The organism is Flavobacterium piscis, from assembly GCF_001686925.1.
GTDB lineage: Bacteria > Bacteroidota > Bacteroidia > Flavobacteriales > Flavobacteriaceae > Flavobacterium > Flavobacterium piscis.
The window spans coordinates 237,224-251,986 of sequence record NZ_LVEN01000046.1 but is presented as its reverse complement, the minus strand read 5'-3'; the positions used below and the strand labels follow the sequence as shown (position 1 = coordinate 251,986).

Annotated in this window: 16 protein-coding genes; 10 read left to right on the top strand and 6 right to left on the bottom strand. The window is 33.7% G+C overall.

Features of this window, described 5'->3' with window-relative positions; translation table 11 throughout:
- Positions 1-27: 27 nt before the first annotated feature.
- The 3 genes from FLP_RS22200 to FLP_RS22190 all read left to right on the top strand — a co-directional run bounded on the left by FLP_RS22200 (position 28) and on the right by FLP_RS22190 (position 2,351).
- Entirely contained in the window at positions 28-639 is a 612-nt protein-coding gene (locus FLP_RS22200) for a 50S ribosomal protein L25/general stress protein Ctc (RefSeq protein WP_065451677.1), read from the top strand.
- A gap of 287 nt (positions 640-926) precedes the next feature.
- Positions 927-1,601 carry an aminoacyl-tRNA hydrolase gene (gene pth, locus FLP_RS22195; RefSeq protein ID WP_065451676.1) on the top strand — a complete coding sequence of 225 codons (675 nt, stop codon included), beginning with the start codon at positions 927-929 and terminating at the stop codon, positions 1,599-1,601.
- Positions 1,602-1,739: 138 nt separating this feature from the next.
- On the top strand, positions 1,740-2,351 hold the full coding sequence (locus tag FLP_RS22190) for a superoxide dismutase (RefSeq protein WP_065451675.1): 612 nt from the start codon (positions 1,740-1,742) through the stop codon (positions 2,349-2,351).
- Positions 2,352-3,220: 869 nt separating this feature from the next.
- Here FLP_RS22190 and FLP_RS22180 read toward each other — a convergent pair.
- Together FLP_RS22180 and FLP_RS22175 are read right to left on the bottom strand one after the other, a co-directional pair.
- Positions 3,221-5,119 carry an amidophosphoribosyltransferase gene (locus FLP_RS22180; RefSeq protein WP_065451673.1) on the bottom strand — a complete coding sequence of 633 codons (1,899 nt, stop codon included), beginning with the start codon at positions 5,117-5,119 and terminating at the stop codon, positions 3,221-3,223.
- Between the two features lie 82 nt (positions 5,120-5,201).
- Positions 5,202-6,125, bottom strand: a complete 924-nt coding sequence (locus tag FLP_RS22175; RefSeq protein ID WP_065451672.1) for a PfkB family carbohydrate kinase — start codon at positions 6,123-6,125, stop codon at positions 5,202-5,204.
- A 245-nt stretch (positions 6,126-6,370) separates the two neighbouring features.
- Here FLP_RS22175 and FLP_RS22170 point away from each other — a divergent pair, with 245 nt between their 5' ends.
- Positions 6,371-6,949: a hypothetical protein gene (locus tag FLP_RS22170; protein ID WP_065451671.1), complete on the top strand. Its 579-nt coding sequence runs from the start codon at positions 6,371-6,373 to the stop codon at positions 6,947-6,949.
- Between the two features lie 2 nt (positions 6,950-6,951).
- Here the strand turns inward: FLP_RS22170 and FLP_RS22165 are convergent, their stop codons facing one another.
- Together FLP_RS22165 and FLP_RS22160 are read right to left on the bottom strand one after the other, a co-directional pair.
- Positions 6,952-7,347, bottom strand: coding sequence for a hypothetical protein (locus tag FLP_RS22165; protein ID WP_065451670.1), 396 nt, complete (start codon positions 7,345-7,347; stop codon positions 6,952-6,954).
- Positions 7,334-7,918: an RNA polymerase sigma factor gene (locus FLP_RS22160; RefSeq protein WP_065451669.1), complete on the bottom strand. Its 585-nt coding sequence runs from the start codon at positions 7,916-7,918 to the stop codon at positions 7,334-7,336. Before FLP_RS22160 ends, FLP_RS22165 begins: the two co-directional genes overlap by 14 nt.
- Before the next feature lie 443 nt (positions 7,919-8,361).
- Here FLP_RS22160 and FLP_RS22155 point away from each other — a divergent pair, with 443 nt between their 5' ends.
- Positions 8,362-8,709: a DUF6249 domain-containing protein gene (locus tag FLP_RS22155; protein WP_065451668.1), complete on the top strand. Its 348-nt coding sequence runs from the start codon at positions 8,362-8,364 to the stop codon at positions 8,707-8,709.
- Positions 8,710-8,782: 73 nt separating this feature from the next.
- Here FLP_RS22155 and rnhA read toward each other — a convergent pair whose 3' ends face one another.
- Together rnhA and purN are read right to left on the bottom strand one after the other, a co-directional pair.
- Positions 8,783-9,259, bottom strand: a complete 477-nt coding sequence (gene rnhA / locus FLP_RS22150) for a ribonuclease HI (protein WP_056243976.1) — start codon at positions 9,257-9,259, stop codon at positions 8,783-8,785.
- Positions 9,260-9,406: 147 nt separating this feature from the next.
- Positions 9,407-9,970: a phosphoribosylglycinamide formyltransferase gene (gene purN / locus FLP_RS22145; RefSeq protein WP_065451667.1), complete on the bottom strand. Its 564-nt coding sequence runs from the start codon at positions 9,968-9,970 to the stop codon at positions 9,407-9,409.
- A gap of 175 nt (positions 9,971-10,145) precedes the next feature.
- Here purN and FLP_RS22140 point away from each other — a divergent pair, with 175 nt between their 5' ends.
- From FLP_RS22140 to pyk, 5 genes are all read left to right on the top strand, one after another.
- Positions 10,146-10,382, top strand: a complete 237-nt coding sequence (locus FLP_RS22140) for an acyl carrier protein (RefSeq protein ID WP_007137004.1) — start codon at positions 10,146-10,148, stop codon at positions 10,380-10,382.
- A gap of 243 nt (positions 10,383-10,625) precedes the next feature.
- The gene (gene fabF, locus FLP_RS22135; RefSeq protein ID WP_065451666.1) at positions 10,626-11,879 is read left to right on the top strand and encodes a beta-ketoacyl-ACP synthase II; all 1,254 of its coding nucleotides are present in this window, start codon (positions 10,626-10,628) and stop codon (positions 11,877-11,879) included.
- A gap of 9 nt (positions 11,880-11,888) precedes the next feature.
- Positions 11,889-12,629 carry a ribonuclease III gene (gene rnc / locus FLP_RS22130; protein WP_065451665.1) on the top strand — a complete coding sequence of 247 codons (741 nt, stop codon included), beginning with the start codon at positions 11,889-11,891 and terminating at the stop codon, positions 12,627-12,629.
- A gap of 125 nt (positions 12,630-12,754) precedes the next feature.
- Positions 12,755-13,243, top strand: coding sequence for an IPExxxVDY family protein (locus FLP_RS22125; protein ID WP_065451664.1), 489 nt, complete (start codon positions 12,755-12,757; stop codon positions 13,241-13,243).
- 5 nt (positions 13,244-13,248) lie between these two features.
- Entirely contained in the window at positions 13,249-14,679 is a 1,431-nt protein-coding gene (gene pyk / locus FLP_RS22120; RefSeq protein ID WP_065451663.1) for a pyruvate kinase, read from the top strand.
- The last annotated feature ends 84 nt before the right edge of the window (positions 14,680-14,763 follow it).

Genomic DNA, 14,763 nt, shown 5'->3' with positions numbered 1-14,763 from the left:
TTATTTAATAACTATATTTTTTTTACAATGAAATCGATTACAATTAAAGGATCAGAAAGAGAAAGCGTGGGCAAAGTGTCAACTAAAGCCTTACGTAATGCTGGAGCGGTTCCTTGCGTGTTATACGGAGGAAATCAGGCAGTACACTTCTCAGCAGACGCTGCAGCGTTCAAAAACTTGGTTTACACTCCAAACGCACACACAGTTGTGATTGAGCTTGGAAAAGGAAAATCATTCAATGCAATTTTACAAGATATCCAGGTTCACCCGGTATCTGACAAGATCTTACACATTGACTTCTTTCAATTATTTGATGACAAAGAAATCACTATGGAAGTTCCTGTAAAAGTTGTAGGTACATCAAAAGGTGTTCTTGCAGGTGGTGTTTTACGTTTGAACACTCGTAAATTAAAAGTGAAAGCTTTACCTAAAAATCTTCCTGATTTTGTTGAAGCTGACATTACTCCACTTGAAATGGGTAACAAATTGTACGTTACTAAAGTTGGTACTCCTGACTACAAAGTAATGCACCCGGAAAACACTGTTGTTGCTCAAGTAAGAATTTCTCGTGCTGCTATGAAAGCTGCTCAAGAAGCTGCAAAAGCTGCAAAAGCTCCTGCAAAAGGAAAGAAAAAATAATTTTTTTCAAATCAATACAAAAAGCATCAATCGAAAGATTGGTGCTTTTTTTTTGTTTTAAAGGTTCTGAGGTTCTAAGATGCTGAGGTTCTGAGAAAAGGTCCAAAGTTTCAAAGGTGCAAAGTAAAATGAATCAGTAGAGATCTGTTTAAATCCGTGCCATCCGCGTGCCATTCTTCGCGTACCTTGCGTAAACCCCTTGCGCACCTTGCGGTTAAAGACAATACAAAATCAAATTATCTAATCAACCAATTGGCACATTCCCTAATTAAGTTTATTTTTGTATCATGATAAAATGGATAAACAAACTGTTTTCATCAATACCAAAAGAAGAGAACACAGACAATATGAAACCGGAGGTTCACGAACACCCAAAAAACAATATAAAAAGCGTGAGTAAAAAATATTTAATCGTAGGACTTGGTAATATTGGAGCCGAATACGTAAATACAAGACATAATATAGGATTCAAAGTCCTTGATTTTTTAGCCAAAAAAGAAGGCCTTTCATTCGAAACCGTAAAACTGGGCGCTTTGGCCGAATACAAATTCAAAGGCAGAACCTTTTTTCTGCTTAAGCCTAATACCTACATGAATTTAAGCGGCAAGGCTGTGAAATACTGGATGGACAAGGAAAATATATCTTTAGAGAATATTTTGGTCATTACAGACGATTTAAACCTGTCATTCGGAACCATCCGTATTAAACCAAAAGGAAGTGACGGAGGTCATAATGGCTTAAAGAATATCAACCTGGTTTTGAACACTCAAAATTACACCCGTTTTAGATTTGGAATCAGTGATCAGTTCAAAAAAGGACAGCAAATCGATTACGTTTTAGGAGAATGGGATGAAGAAGAAAAAGCAAAATTACCGGAACGTTTAGAAATTTCTTCAGAAATTATTAAAAAATTTGGAACCGCCGGTTTAGAAAATACAATGACTACGTTTAACGGAAAGTAAAGAATTTCAGTTATTTAACTGTTAAATAATCAAATTATCAGTTAATTATATTCAATTATAACGAAATAGTATTTTCTATTCCAAACTTAAATGTCTAAATTTGAAATAAATTATTATAAATCATAAAATCATAATATCATGGCTTTTGAATTACCACAATTACCTTATGCATATGATGCATTAGAACCACATATTGATGCTCGTACAATGGAAATCCATCATACAAAGCACCACAATGCTTACACTACAAATCTAAACGCTGCAATTGCAGGAACAGATTTAGAAGGTAAGACAATCGAAAATATCTTAATCAACTTAGATAAAAAAAACGCAGCAGTTCGTAACAATGGTGGAGGTTTCTACAACCACAATTTATTCTGGACTGTAATGTCTCCAGACGGTGGCGGATTACCAACAGGTGATTTGTTGGCAGCTATCGAAGCTTCTTTTGGAACTTTCGAAGAATTTAAAGCAAAATTTGCCAAAGCCGGAGCAACACAATTTGGTTCAGGATGGGCTTGGTTAACAGTACAAAAAGGGGGTAAACTAGAGGTTGTAGGTACTCCAAATCAAGATAATCCATTAATGCCGGAAGTTGCTGGTAATGGTGGAACTCCAATTTTAGGAATGGATGTTTGGGAGCATGCTTACTACTTGAACTACCAAAACAGAAGACCAGATTATATTGAAGCTTTCTTCAGTGTAATTAACTGGACAGAAGTAGCAAGAAGATTCGCTTTAGATAAATAGTCTAAGAAAGAGAATAGAATAAAGATTAAAGAAAAAAGACGGATGGCTTGATGGCTACCCGTCTTTTTTTGTTGTTATTTAATATTACAACTATGCTCAGCAATCTTTACTCTTTGCTCTATTTTCTTTCTTCTATATGTAAAATAAAAAAGGCGGAATCTCTTCCGCCTTTTTTGCCCCAAATCTACCATAAACTTAACCTACTAATGTTATGGTTTAGTAAATGTATGGCAGCTATTCTTATGAAAAAAACTTTTCTGATGAATGGTAAATATATCCGATTAAGTAAGAAGAGAATAGAGTAAAGAGAATAGAGTAAAGAGAATAGAGTAAAGAGAATAGAATAAAGAGAATAGAATAAAGAGAATAGAATAAGAGAATGTAATAAAGAGAATGTAGTAAAGAGAGAAAATTAGAGGAGGAGTTCTCTGCTGAAAAGCTGTGTTTTTGCTTTTAGTCGATTCTCTATAATCTTTATTCTTTGCTCTATATTCTTTGTTCTTTAAAAAAAATAAAAAAGGCGGAATCTCTTCCACCTTTTTTGCCCCAAATCTACCATAAATTTAACCTACTAATGTTATGGTTTAGTAAATGTATGATAGCTATTCTTGTTTAAAAAACTTTTCAGATGAATGGTCAATATATCCGACCAAAAGAAGATAATGCTTTACAATTGAAACACTTGAGTTTATTCCAATAAAAAAGGTGGAATTGCTTCCACCCTTTTTGCCCCAAATCTACCATAAACTTAACCTACTAATGTTATGGTATCTCAAAAGTATTGTAGCTTTTCAATTTTACCAAACATATGGGATGAACGGCAAAAAAAACCGATGAAATGCACAAATTAACCTTTTGTTAGTATTTTTTTAATACGCTCTTGCGTCTTTTCCTTCATAGAAATTCATAAAGGCCCTGTTTACAACACGATTACCTCCTGGTGTAGGATAATCTCCCGTAAAGTACCAGTCACCTAAATTTTTAGGGCAAGCAATGTGCAAATCTTCTACTTTCTGGAAAATGATTTTCACTTCGGCATTGATTTCCGGAGAACTCAACATTTCGGCAATTTTATCTGAAATTTCCTCAGGAGTAAACTGATCGTAAATAGCAGTAACATAATTCACAACATCACTATCAATATAGTTTTCCTGTGCTTTACATTTTGTATATACTTCGTCTACAATATGGTATAGATTTCTTTCTTTTAATAAAGCCAAAGCTGCTCTAAAAGCAACAAGACCTTCAAGTTTTGCCATGTCGATTCCATAACAATCAGGATAACGAATTTGTGGTGCCGATGAAACGATTACAATACGTTTAGGATTTAAACGATCCATCATTTTTATGATACTCATTTTAAGAGTAGTACCTCGAACAATACTGTCGTCGATGATGACAAGGTTATCCGTTGGCTTGATCACTCCGTAAGTCACATCGTAAACGTGTGCAACAAGATCATCACGGCTGCTGTCCTCAGTAATAAAGGTTCTAAGTTTAGCATCTTTAATCGCAACTTTCTCAGTACGAATTTTTACAGCCAATAATTCTTGTAAAGTTTCGGCTGTAAGTGTATTTCTGTTGGCTAAAATATAATTGTTTTTTCTTTGATTAAGGAAATCCTGAGCTGCTTCGACTAAACCGTAAAACGAAGTTTCGGCAGTATTTGGGATGTAAGAGAAAACAGTATTATCTGTATCGCTGTCAATTGATTCAAGAACAGCAGGTAAAATTAATTTACCTAAGTTTTTACGTTCCTGATAAATTTCGGCATCACTTCCTCTAGAGAAGTAGATTCTTTCAAAAGAACATGCTTTCTTAACGGTTGGTTCAAGGATTTGCTCCATGGAAACTTTTCCGCTTTTTTTGATGATTAAAGCATTTCCGGGTTCGATTTCCTGAACACTTTCAAACGGCACATTAAATACAGTCTGAATAACGGGTCTTTCTGAAGCTACAACTACAACTTCATCGTCCTGGTAAAAATATGCCGGACGAATTCCCGCCGGATCTCTAAATACGAAAGCATCACCATGACCTAATAATCCGGCCATTGCGTAACCTCCATCTAAGTTTTTGGCAGAACGGGCTAATATTTTTGCAATATCCAATCGGTCTGCAATTACCGGAGAAGCTTCTCTTTTAGAATAACCTTCGGTTTTACAGTCCTGGTAAAGCTGCATTACTTCTTTGTCAAGAAAATGCCCAATTTTTTCCATTACGGTAACAGTATCCGCCATTTCTTTTGGATGTTGTCCAAGTTCAACTAAATTTTCGAAAAGCTCTTTAACATTTGTCATGTTAAAGTTTCCTGCCAAAATTAAGTTACGGTGCATCCAGTTACTCTGACGTAAAAATGGGTGTACGCTTTCGATACTGTTTTTTCCGAAAGTTCCGTAACGAACGTGACCTAAAAATAATTCTCCTATATAAGGTATGTTTGCTTTTTGTTTGGCAACATCATTTGCGTATTCAGGATGAGAAGTCATCTCTTCGTTGATACGCTCATTGATTTGTTTAAAAACGTCCTGAATAGGCTGCGCATGGTTCGAACGAACTCTGCTTATATAGCGCTCGCCTGGTTCAACGTCTAATTTAATGCTGGCAAAACCTGCTCCGTCTTGCCCACGGTTGTGTTGCTTCTCCATCATCAGGTACATTTTTTGTATCCCGTAAAAAGCAGTTCCGTATTTTTCTTTGTAATATTCAAGCGGTTTAAGAAGTCTAACTAAGGCTATACCACATTCGTGTTTTAAAGCGTCGCTCATTGTTTTTTGTATTTGTGTTGTTGTTGTAAGTTGTGCGTAATAACGTAATAAAAAAGCCCCGTGTTATCGAGGCTTCAGGGCATTATATTTCTATGTCAAACTGAGTTAACGACTTAAACTGTTGTAATCGAATCGCTACTTCTGCTTTGCTTAATGTTTGCATCCTTTCGGTTCCAAATTTCTCTACACAAAATGAAGCTAAATTAGATCCGTAAATAATCGCGTTTTTCATATTGCCAAACGAGATGTTTTCGCTTTGCGCAATGAATCCTGAAAAACCACCTGCAAAAGTGTCTCCGGCTCCTGTTGGATCAAAAACATCTTCTAATGGTAATGCCGGTGCAAAGAATACTTCTCTGTTATGGAATAAAAGTGCTCCGTGTTCTCCTTTTTTGATCACCACATATTTTGGTCCCAATTCCTGGATTTTGTTAGCTGCTTTTACTAATGAATATTCTCCTGAAAGTTGTCTTGCTTCTTCGTCATTGATTGTGATCACGTCTACACGTTTAATTACATCAAGTAATTCCGGTAAAGCGCAGTCCATCCAAAAGTTCATAGTATCTAAAACTACTAATTTTGGTTTTTTCTCCATTTGGTCCAAAACACTACTTTGTACTAACGGATGTAAGTTTCCTAACATCACAACATCAGCATCTTTGTAATCTTGAGGAACTTTTGGTTGAAAATCAGCCAAAACGTTTAGTTCAGTTACAAGAGTGTCTCTTGAGTTTAGATCGTTGTGGTATAAACCGCTCCAGAAAAAGGTTTTTCCGCCTTTTACAATTTCGATACCAGAGATATCAATATTTCTTGAAGTTAAAAGATCTAAATGTTCTTGAGGAAAATCGTCGCCAACTACAGAAACAATGGCCGATTGTAAGTTAAAAAATGACGCTGATAAACCAATGTACGTTGCAGCACCACCTAATATTTTATCTGTTTTTCCGAAAGGAGTTTCGATAGCGTCGAAAGCAACCGTTCCAACAATCAATAATTTATTCATTTTATGAATTTCGAATTAGGGTGCAAAGATACTTCATAAGTTGCAATATTGCAACGGTTTAAGTTCTCAAAATTTTCATAAAAAAAGAATATCGTTTGCGGGGCTAAAACTATTGTAAATGAATGAATTAAATTAGGTTGCTTAGAGAGCTTAAAATATGTTTTTTCGATTTAAAATACAATAATTATTTTCGAAAAAAGGCTGGAAGATTTTAGTTAGATTTGTTTAAATATCAAATTTCATTCATGAAGAAAATTCTAACCTTATTAATGCTGTTTTGTTTTTTGATTTCTTGTGAAACAAAAGAACCTGATTTTTCTAAGGAAATGATTGAGAAGTTGGCTGATCGGGGTGAAATAAGAAACGATAGTTTAGCATTACCGCCTCCTCTAATATCGTTTTCAAATGCATTTCTATTGACAAATAATGGTGAGGTTGTTTTTTTTAACGAAAATGAATTATTTTTCTTTTATAAAGAGGATTATTCTAAAAAATTCAAATTCTTCAAAGAGTTTTTAAATGCAGTTTTAAATGATGGCTTTGTTTTGGATCAAAAACTATTTAAAAATCCAAGGTATCCAAAAAGATTTAAATTAGATCAAAAAATAGAAAAAGAATATTCTGATTTAGGATTTAATAAATTTTTGAAAAAATATTCAAAACCGTCAAAAAGAAAAAATGAAATTGAACTCAATAAATCAAATCTAAAAACTAATGAATATCTCACAATAGTATATTTACTATTTATAAACAGATATGATGTAAGCGAAGATTGTTATCTTGGAATTGACTATATTATAAAAAGAGAGGATTCTTTCAAATAATTCTACAACTCATACTTCTTATCAAAATAATTCTTCAAAACCCCAATTTGAATCAAAATCATAAAAGGAACCACTAATAAAGCGTAAAGTACATTTTTAGAAATATGAATCCCGGAAAATAGAGCAGAAGCTTTATCAGAATATGTTTTGGTAATTTCAAAATTAGCAACATCATTATTGGAGAAAACAGCATAAGCAGTCAAAGCAACTAAACTGATCCCAATAAAAATCCACGTAGATTTAGAAATCAAAGGTTTGTAAGCTTTGATTTTGCTTTTTTCGGCCACTAAAACCTGAGACATTATTTTTGAAGTAAAGTCAATAGATGGTGACTCCAAAGTATTTTCGGCCATCATTCTTTCAATCAGATTTTCTATTTCTTTATCATTTTCTTTCATAACATTCTATTATTTCTGGTTCTAATTGCTTTTTCAAAATTACGGCTAATTTTTGTCGGCTTCTAAATAATTTCACCTTAACATTATTAGCATTAATATTCATGACCTTTCCAATTTCTTCTAAACTCTGATCTTCAAAATAAAATAAAGTTAGCAAGAAATTTTCTTCACTCGGTAATAAATTCAAACAATTCTGAATGGTTTGCTTTCGTTCTTTATCTTCTAAAGCGCTCAAAGCGTTATCCATTGTTTTAATTAAATGAGCCGAAAATTCATCTATCGATATGTTATTGTCTTGTTTTTTATTTTTCTTCAAACGATCTAAACACGTATTATAAGCGACTTTATAAATCCAGGTCGAAAATTTAGAATCACCTTTAAACTTGCTTAAAGAATTATACGCTTTAATAAAAGTATCCTGAGCAACTTCTTCGGCTTCTTCTCTGTTTTTAATCATTTTTAGAGCCAATGTAAAGATCATATCTTTATAACGATCAACCAGCACGGCAAAAGAATTGGTCTCGCCCTGCAGCACTTTATCTATATAATGTTGATCACTTATTGTACTCATATTAGGTAAGACGACACGTTCTGTGTTTAGGTTACAACAATTTTTAAATAAATTTTAATTTTTAAATTCTAAATTCCAACTTCAGAAGAGGAAATATGGTTTATATTCTAATCTATATATTGATAGAACTTTGTCAAAGTTTAACCCCAATATTGTCATCCCGAGGAACGAGGGATCTCCATAAGAAACTCCGCAATCAAAATTGCCAATCTTTGTCGAGCTACTTGTGGAGATCCCTCGTTCCTCGGGATGACAAGATTACGGTTACTATATATAAAGATTTATTGTTTCTCGAAAACAATTTCAAACTCAAAATTAACTCATAATCAGCAAGTTTTGGAATTTGGAATTTAAATTTTGAATTTTTTTATAGAAAGTTGTAACCTCAATTCAAAACATGTCGTCATATGGGGTATCAATCAATTATAAAAACATAAAAAATTATGGGAGCACAAATTTTAGTACCAATCAGTCTTTTCTTAATGATCTTCGGAATCGTTTATCTTATTTATTCAACAAGAAACAGAGAACGTTTAGCACTTATAGAAAAAGGAGTCGATGCCAGTATCTTTTTAAAAGGAAGAACCAATGGAGTTCCAGCCTGGAAAATCCTTATTCTAAACACCGCTTTTCTTTTAATAGGTATTGGACTTGGATTTTTTATTGCTTTATTTCTTTCTACTTATACAGCAATGAATTCAGATGTGGTGTATCCGGCAACAATCATCACAATGTCAGGAGTAGGTTTGCTGGTAGGATTTCACAGAGCCAAAGATTTAGATAAAGAATAAAAATCGTTTAAGTTAGTATCTTTAATAACGAGAAAACGCGTCGGAAACAATTGTTTTTTGACGCGTTATTTTTTTATGATTTTGAGCCGATGGTTTCGTAATAAACATCAACCGAAAGGTTTTTTTGCATTGAGGCCATAACGGCCAATTCGTCGCAACGTTCGTTTTGAGGATGATTGTTGTGGCCTTTAATCCATTTAAAATCGACCTGATGTTTGCGGTAAATAATTAAAAACCGTTTCCATAAATCAGGATTTTTTTTGCCGGTGTAGTTCTTTTTCTCCCAGCCAAAAACCCATTTTTTTACTACAGAATCAATTACATATTTAGAATCTGAAACAACTAAAACCTTCATGTTTGGATTTTTTAGTTTTTCAAGACCTACAATTACCGCCAAAAGTTCCATTCTGTTATTGGTAGTCAAACGGAAACCTTCGTAGAATTCTTTTTTGTGAGGTGTTCCCACCAATTCCATCACTACGCCATATCCTCCGTTTCCGGGATTTCCTTTTGCAGCGCCATCAGTATATATATGTACTTCGTGATTCATTTTTTTTAGACTTCTTAGATTTTAGATTGTTAGACTTCTTAGATTTTTTGTTTTTTGGACTTCCTAGAATTTGATATTGCGGACTTCTTGGATTTTAATTTTAAATAATCAAAATCTAAGAAGTCTTATGTCTAAGAAATCTAAAATCTAATCCTCCAATAATCTTGAAATAATTTCCGGAAAATACTTTTGTTCCAGTTCATGGATCTTTTCGGCCACAGTTTCTGGCGTATCATCATCTTTTAGGGCTACGTTTTTCTGGAAAATAATACCACCTTCATCATAATGTTCGTTTACATAATGAATGGAAATTCCGGTTTCTTTCTCCTTATTATTCACTATAGCGCGGTGTATGTGCATGCCGTACATTCCTTTACCTCCGTAATTTGGTAAAAGTGCCGGATGTATGTTGATTATTTTATTAGGATATTTCTCGATTATATGATCCGGGAATTTCAATAAGAAACCTGCCAGAACTATCATATCCGGGTCGATTTCTTGTATTTTTTGTAAGAGGTTACTTTCTAAAAGTTCGCTTTTTGAGAAGATTTCGGTTGGAATTTGATGATTTTTTGCTCTTTCGATGACTTTTGCCGCAGCATTATTTGTAAAAACAGAAACGACTTTGGCAATTTTGGTTTTTGCAAAATATTTTATGATGTTTTCAGCATTAGTCCCTGATCCTGAGGCAAAAACAATAATTTTTTTCATAATTGAATATAATTTGAGAATGCAAAAAACGGAATAAAAATCGAAAATAAATAGTATTAAAAAAGCTTTCTTGAAATTAATTTTATAAATTAGTGTTACATTTATAAACTAAATCGTGGTTTTAAAATAAAGTTTTTTATTTTTGCCAACAAATTAAATTCTAAAATTAAAGATTATGTCAGACATTGCATCAAGAGTAAAAGCGATTATCGTAGACAAATTAGGTGTTGACGAAAACGAAGTTGTAACAGAAGCAAGCTTCACTAATGATTTGGGAGCTGACTCATTAGACACTGTTGAGCTTATTATGGAATTCGAAAAAGAATTTGATATTCAAATTCCAGACGATCAAGCAGAAAACATTGCTACTGTTGGTCAAGCTATTTCTTATATCGAAGAAGCTAAAAAATAATAATACTGCACCCGAATTTTTTTAAAATTCCAACTTTGAATACCCAAATTCCAAAATTGGGATTTGTTTTTTAAAAAATTGGAATTTTAAGAAAGTCGGGTGTTATTATTTTTTTTAAAATTTAAATTTCGATTGTTTTCAATCAAAAAGATATATTTATATTGTAATACCCATGGCTCTTAAGTAAACATTACAGTTAAGAAAGCATGGGTTTTATTTGTTTAAAGTACAAAATACATATTTATGACGTTAAAGCGAGTTGTTGTAACAGGATTAGGTGCCCTTACTCCGATCGGGAATAATATTCAGGATTATTGGGAGGCACTTGTGAATGGGGTTAGCGGAGCCGCTCCTATCACATATTATGATACAGAGAAGCATAAAACGAAATTTGCCTGTGAAGTAAAAAACTTCAATATTGAAGATTACATGGATCGCAAGGAATCTCGTAGATTAGATAAATTCGCTCAATATGCTGTTGCTGCAAGTGATGAAGCTATTAAAGATGCCGGACTTACTGATGATAATATCGACAAAACAAGAGTGGGTGTTATCTGGGGAGCCGGAATTGGGGGTTTAGAGACTTTTCAGGATGAAGTTATTTATTATGCAAAAGGAGACGGAACACCAAAATTCAATCCGTTTTTTATTCCTAAAATGATTGCCGATATTGCTCCAGCACACATTTCGATGCGTAATGGCTATATGGGACCAAATTATACTACTGTTTCTGCATGTGCATCTTCTGCAAATGCATTAATTGATGCTTTCAACTACATTCGTTTAGGAATGTGTGATGTAATTGTATCAGGTGGTTCAGAAGCTGCCATTACTATTGCAGGTATGGGAGGTTTTAACTCAATGCACGCTTTATCTACAAGAAACGAAAGTCCGGAAACGGCTTCAAGACCTTTTGATGCAACCAGAGATGGTTTTGTTTTAGGAGAAGGAGCAGGAGCTTTGGTTCTTGAAGAATACGAACATGCTAAAGCCAGAGGCGCAAAAATTTATTGCGAAGTTGGCGGTGGCGGAATGTCATCAGATGCTTACCACTTAACTGCACCACATCCGGAAGGAATTGGAGTTATTGCAGTAATGAAAAATACATTAAGAGATGCTGGATTAAAACCGGAAGATATTGATCATATCAATACTCACGGAACTTCTACTCCATTAGGAGATGTTGCCGAATTGAAAGCGATCAGCGCTGTTTTTGGTGATCATGCAAAAACAATCAATATCAACTCTACCAAATCAATGACCGGTCACTTACTTGGTGCTGCCGGAGCTATTGAGGCAATTGCTTCGATTTTAGCAATGAAACATGGTATTGTTCCTCCTACTATTAATCATACTGTAGTGGATGAAAACATTGATCCATCATTGAATCTTACCTTAAACAAACCTCAAAAAAGAGAAGTAAATGTTGCTATGAGTAACACTTTTGGTTTTGGTGGACACAATGCTTGTGTATTGTTTAAAAAATTAGTTGACTAATTTCTGTATATGAATTTTATCAAAAAAATATTTTCTAAATCCCGTTCTCTAGAAGACGGGATTTTTTTTGACACTATTCAGAAAATACTTGGTTTTCAGCCTACTACGATCGAATTTTATAAGAAAGCTTTTACGCATAGGTCTTCGAATAAACTAGACGAATCAGGACATCCAATAAATTATGAACGATTAGAGTTTTTAGGAGATGCTATGTTAAGTGCCGTAATTGCAGCACATTTATTTGATAAAGCACCAAATGGCGACGAAGGTTATCTGACCAAAATGCGATCAAAAATTGTGAGTCGCGAACATTTGAATGAGCTGGGTAAAGATTTAAATTTAGTTCGTTTTGTAGAAAGCAAAGTGCCTATACAGCATTTTGGAGAAAATATTCATGGTAATATTTTTGAATCACTTGTAGGCGCAATTTATCTGGATAAAGGATATGCGTTTTGTGAAAAATTTATTCAAAAACGAGTTGTTGCACCGTATGTTGATATTGCACGATTGGAAGGCAAAGTAATAAGTTATAAAAGTTTGGTTATCGAGTGGTGTCAGAAAGAAAAGAGAGTTTTTCATTATGACATTTTTGAGGATAACGGTATAGACGGTCAGCGCTTATTTGGCGTGAAATTAAGTATAGACGATAAAGTAATCGCACGAGCGCGGGCAACTTCAAAAAAGAAAGCAGAAGAGAAAGCTTCACAAAGGGCATATTTTGCATTTCAGGAAAAAATAGACAAGAAATAGCTACAAATTTGCTGTAACTATCTTAAAACTATAACGTTTTCGTTTATAAATTAATAAAAACAAGCACATCTTAACTATTTAAGCTCCGCTAGAAATAGTATATTTACACCTTGATTTTTCATGACATGGCTATTCATAGATTGGATTTAGACGAATTTGACGAAATTGATTATTATTTAATGGCAATTCATACTTCATTAGAAGATTATAGATTGGCCTATTTTATCAATAAAAACCTTCCGATAAACTTAAGTAAGAGCAAAAACGAGATCCATGCTCAGACTAAAGAAGGCGAGGCAAATTTTTCGAGATTCTATTATTATGATGCTGAGAAAACAGTTTCATGGAATTTAATTCAGAATAAAAATGAAATCATTTCAACGAGTAGAAATGATTCTCAGGATTTGTTTTCCAATGAAACAAGTGAGGTTTCAACAACAATTCATTTACTTCCTGAATTCAAAAAGGTAGATTTTTTCCTGAAAATAGAGAATAGCGAAGAGGCTCTTGATTTTTCAGAAATTCAACAACAATTAAATACCATCGAGAGTATTGCAGCTATTTATGCTGTAGATACTGATAAAATAAAATCAAAAAACAATCTAATTTTTTAAAAAAAATGTTAACAAACAAAAAAACCAAAATTGTCGCTACACTTGGTCCTGCATGTGGTACGAGAGAGATTATCAAAGATATGATCGATGCAGGGGTTAATGTGTTTAGAGTTAATTTTTCGCATGCTGATTACGAAGGTGTAAAAGAGAAAATTAATATTATTAGAGGTCTAAATGAAGAGTTTGGTTACACAACTGCAATCCTTGGAGATTTGCAGGGACCAAAACTTAGAGTGGGTGTGATGGAAGAAGGAACTGTTGTTCACGATGGTGATTTAATCACTTTCACAACAGCAGAAGATATTCTGGGAACTGCTTCTAAAGTGTTCATGAAATACCAAAATTTTCCAAATGATGTAAATCCGGGAGAGCGTATTTTGCTTGATGACGGTAAATTGATTTTCGAAATTATTTCTACTGATAAAAAGACAGAAGTTGTTGCTAAAGTAATTCAGGGTGGAGAATTAAAATCTAAAAAAGGAGTTAATCTTCCAAACACTAAGATTTCTTTACCGGCTTTGACTGAAAAAGATATTGCAGATGCTATCTTTGCTATTGAGCAAAAAGTAGACTGGATCGCACTTTCGTTTGTAAAAACACCTCGCGATTTACAAGACTTACAAGAATTGATCGCTAAACATTCAGAATATAAAATTCCGATTGTAGCTAAAATTGAAATGCCGGAAGCTCTTGAGAACATGGACAAAATTGTAGCTTATTGCGACGCTTTAATGGTTGCCCGTGGAGATTTAGGAGTTGAACTTCCTGCACACGAAGTACCTTTGGTTCAAAAAGATTTGATCCGCAGAGCTAAAATTGCCAGAATTCCTGTTATTGTTGCTACACAAATGATGGAGACAATGATTACTAGTCTTACACCAACAAGAGCTGAAGTAAATGACGTTGCAAACTCTGTAATGGACGGTGCTGATGCTGTAATGTTATCTGGAGAAACTGCTACAGGAAACTATCCGGTACAGGTTATTCAAAAAATGACTCAAATTTGTGAGGCTGTAGAGGATTCTCCGCTAATTCAGGTTCCACAAAATACTCCGCAAATTAAAACAAAACGTTTTGTTACTAAAACAGTTTGTCATCAGGCAGCTTTATTGGCTAACGAAATCAAAGCAAAAGCAATTTGTACCTTAACAAATAGCGGATATACTGCTTTTCAGGTTTCGGCATGGAGACCATCTGCACACATTTTAGTATTTACTTCAAACAGAAGAATCTTAACACAATTGAATTTATTATGGGGAGTTAAATCATACTTCTATGATAAAGATGTAAGTACAGATGATACCGTTACAGATGTAAATAAAATTGCAGTTGAAAAAGGATATGCTACAAAAGGAGATTATTTAATCAACCTTGCAGCTATGCCAATTAAAGATAAGGGAATGGTAAATACCATGAGAGTTTCTGAAATAGAATAGTTTTCTTTTTTATAGATACAAAAGCCATCAAATATTTGATGGCTTTTTTTTTGGTTTTAATTTTCAGACTAAAATCATTTAAGA

What these genes read in the sequence shown, in the direction of transcription:
- FLP_RS22200 (WP_065451677.1), top strand. Translation starts at nt 28, where the DNA reads ATGAAATCGATTACAATTAAAGGATCAGAAAGAGAAAGCGTGGGCAAA.
- pth (WP_065451676.1), top strand. Translation starts at nt 927, where the DNA reads ATGATAAAATGGATAAACAAACTGTTTTCATCAATACCAAAAGAAGAG.
- FLP_RS22190 (WP_065451675.1), top strand. Translation starts at nt 1,740, where the DNA reads ATGGCTTTTGAATTACCACAATTACCTTATGCATATGATGCATTAGAA.
- FLP_RS22180 (WP_065451673.1), bottom strand. Translation starts at nt 5,119, where the DNA reads ATGAGCGACGCTTTAAAACACGAATGTGGTATAGCCTTAGTTAGACTT.
- FLP_RS22175 (WP_065451672.1), bottom strand. Translation starts at nt 6,125, where the DNA reads ATGAATAAATTATTGATTGTTGGAACGGTTGCTTTCGACGCTATCGAA.
- FLP_RS22170 (WP_065451671.1), top strand. Translation starts at nt 6,371, where the DNA reads ATGAAGAAAATTCTAACCTTATTAATGCTGTTTTGTTTTTTGATTTCT.
- FLP_RS22165 (WP_065451670.1), bottom strand. Translation starts at nt 7,347, where the DNA reads ATGAAAGAAAATGATAAAGAAATAGAAAATCTGATTGAAAGAATGATG.
- FLP_RS22160 (WP_065451669.1), bottom strand. Translation starts at nt 7,918, where the DNA reads ATGAGTACAATAAGTGATCAACATTATATAGATAAAGTGCTGCAGGGC.
- FLP_RS22155 (WP_065451668.1), top strand. Translation starts at nt 8,362, where the DNA reads ATGGGAGCACAAATTTTAGTACCAATCAGTCTTTTCTTAATGATCTTC.
- rnhA (WP_056243976.1), bottom strand. Translation starts at nt 9,259, where the DNA reads ATGAATCACGAAGTACATATATATACTGATGGCGCTGCAAAAGGAAAT.
- purN (WP_065451667.1), bottom strand. Translation starts at nt 9,970, where the DNA reads ATGAAAAAAATTATTGTTTTTGCCTCAGGATCAGGGACTAATGCTGAA.
- FLP_RS22140 (WP_007137004.1), top strand. Translation starts at nt 10,146, where the DNA reads ATGTCAGACATTGCATCAAGAGTAAAAGCGATTATCGTAGACAAATTA.
- fabF (WP_065451666.1), top strand. Translation starts at nt 10,626, where the DNA reads ATGACGTTAAAGCGAGTTGTTGTAACAGGATTAGGTGCCCTTACTCCG.
- rnc (WP_065451665.1), top strand. Translation starts at nt 11,889, where the DNA reads ATGAATTTTATCAAAAAAATATTTTCTAAATCCCGTTCTCTAGAAGAC.
- FLP_RS22125 (WP_065451664.1), top strand. Translation starts at nt 12,755, where the DNA reads ATGGCTATTCATAGATTGGATTTAGACGAATTTGACGAAATTGATTAT.
- pyk (WP_065451663.1), top strand. Translation starts at nt 13,249, where the DNA reads ATGTTAACAAACAAAAAAACCAAAATTGTCGCTACACTTGGTCCTGCA.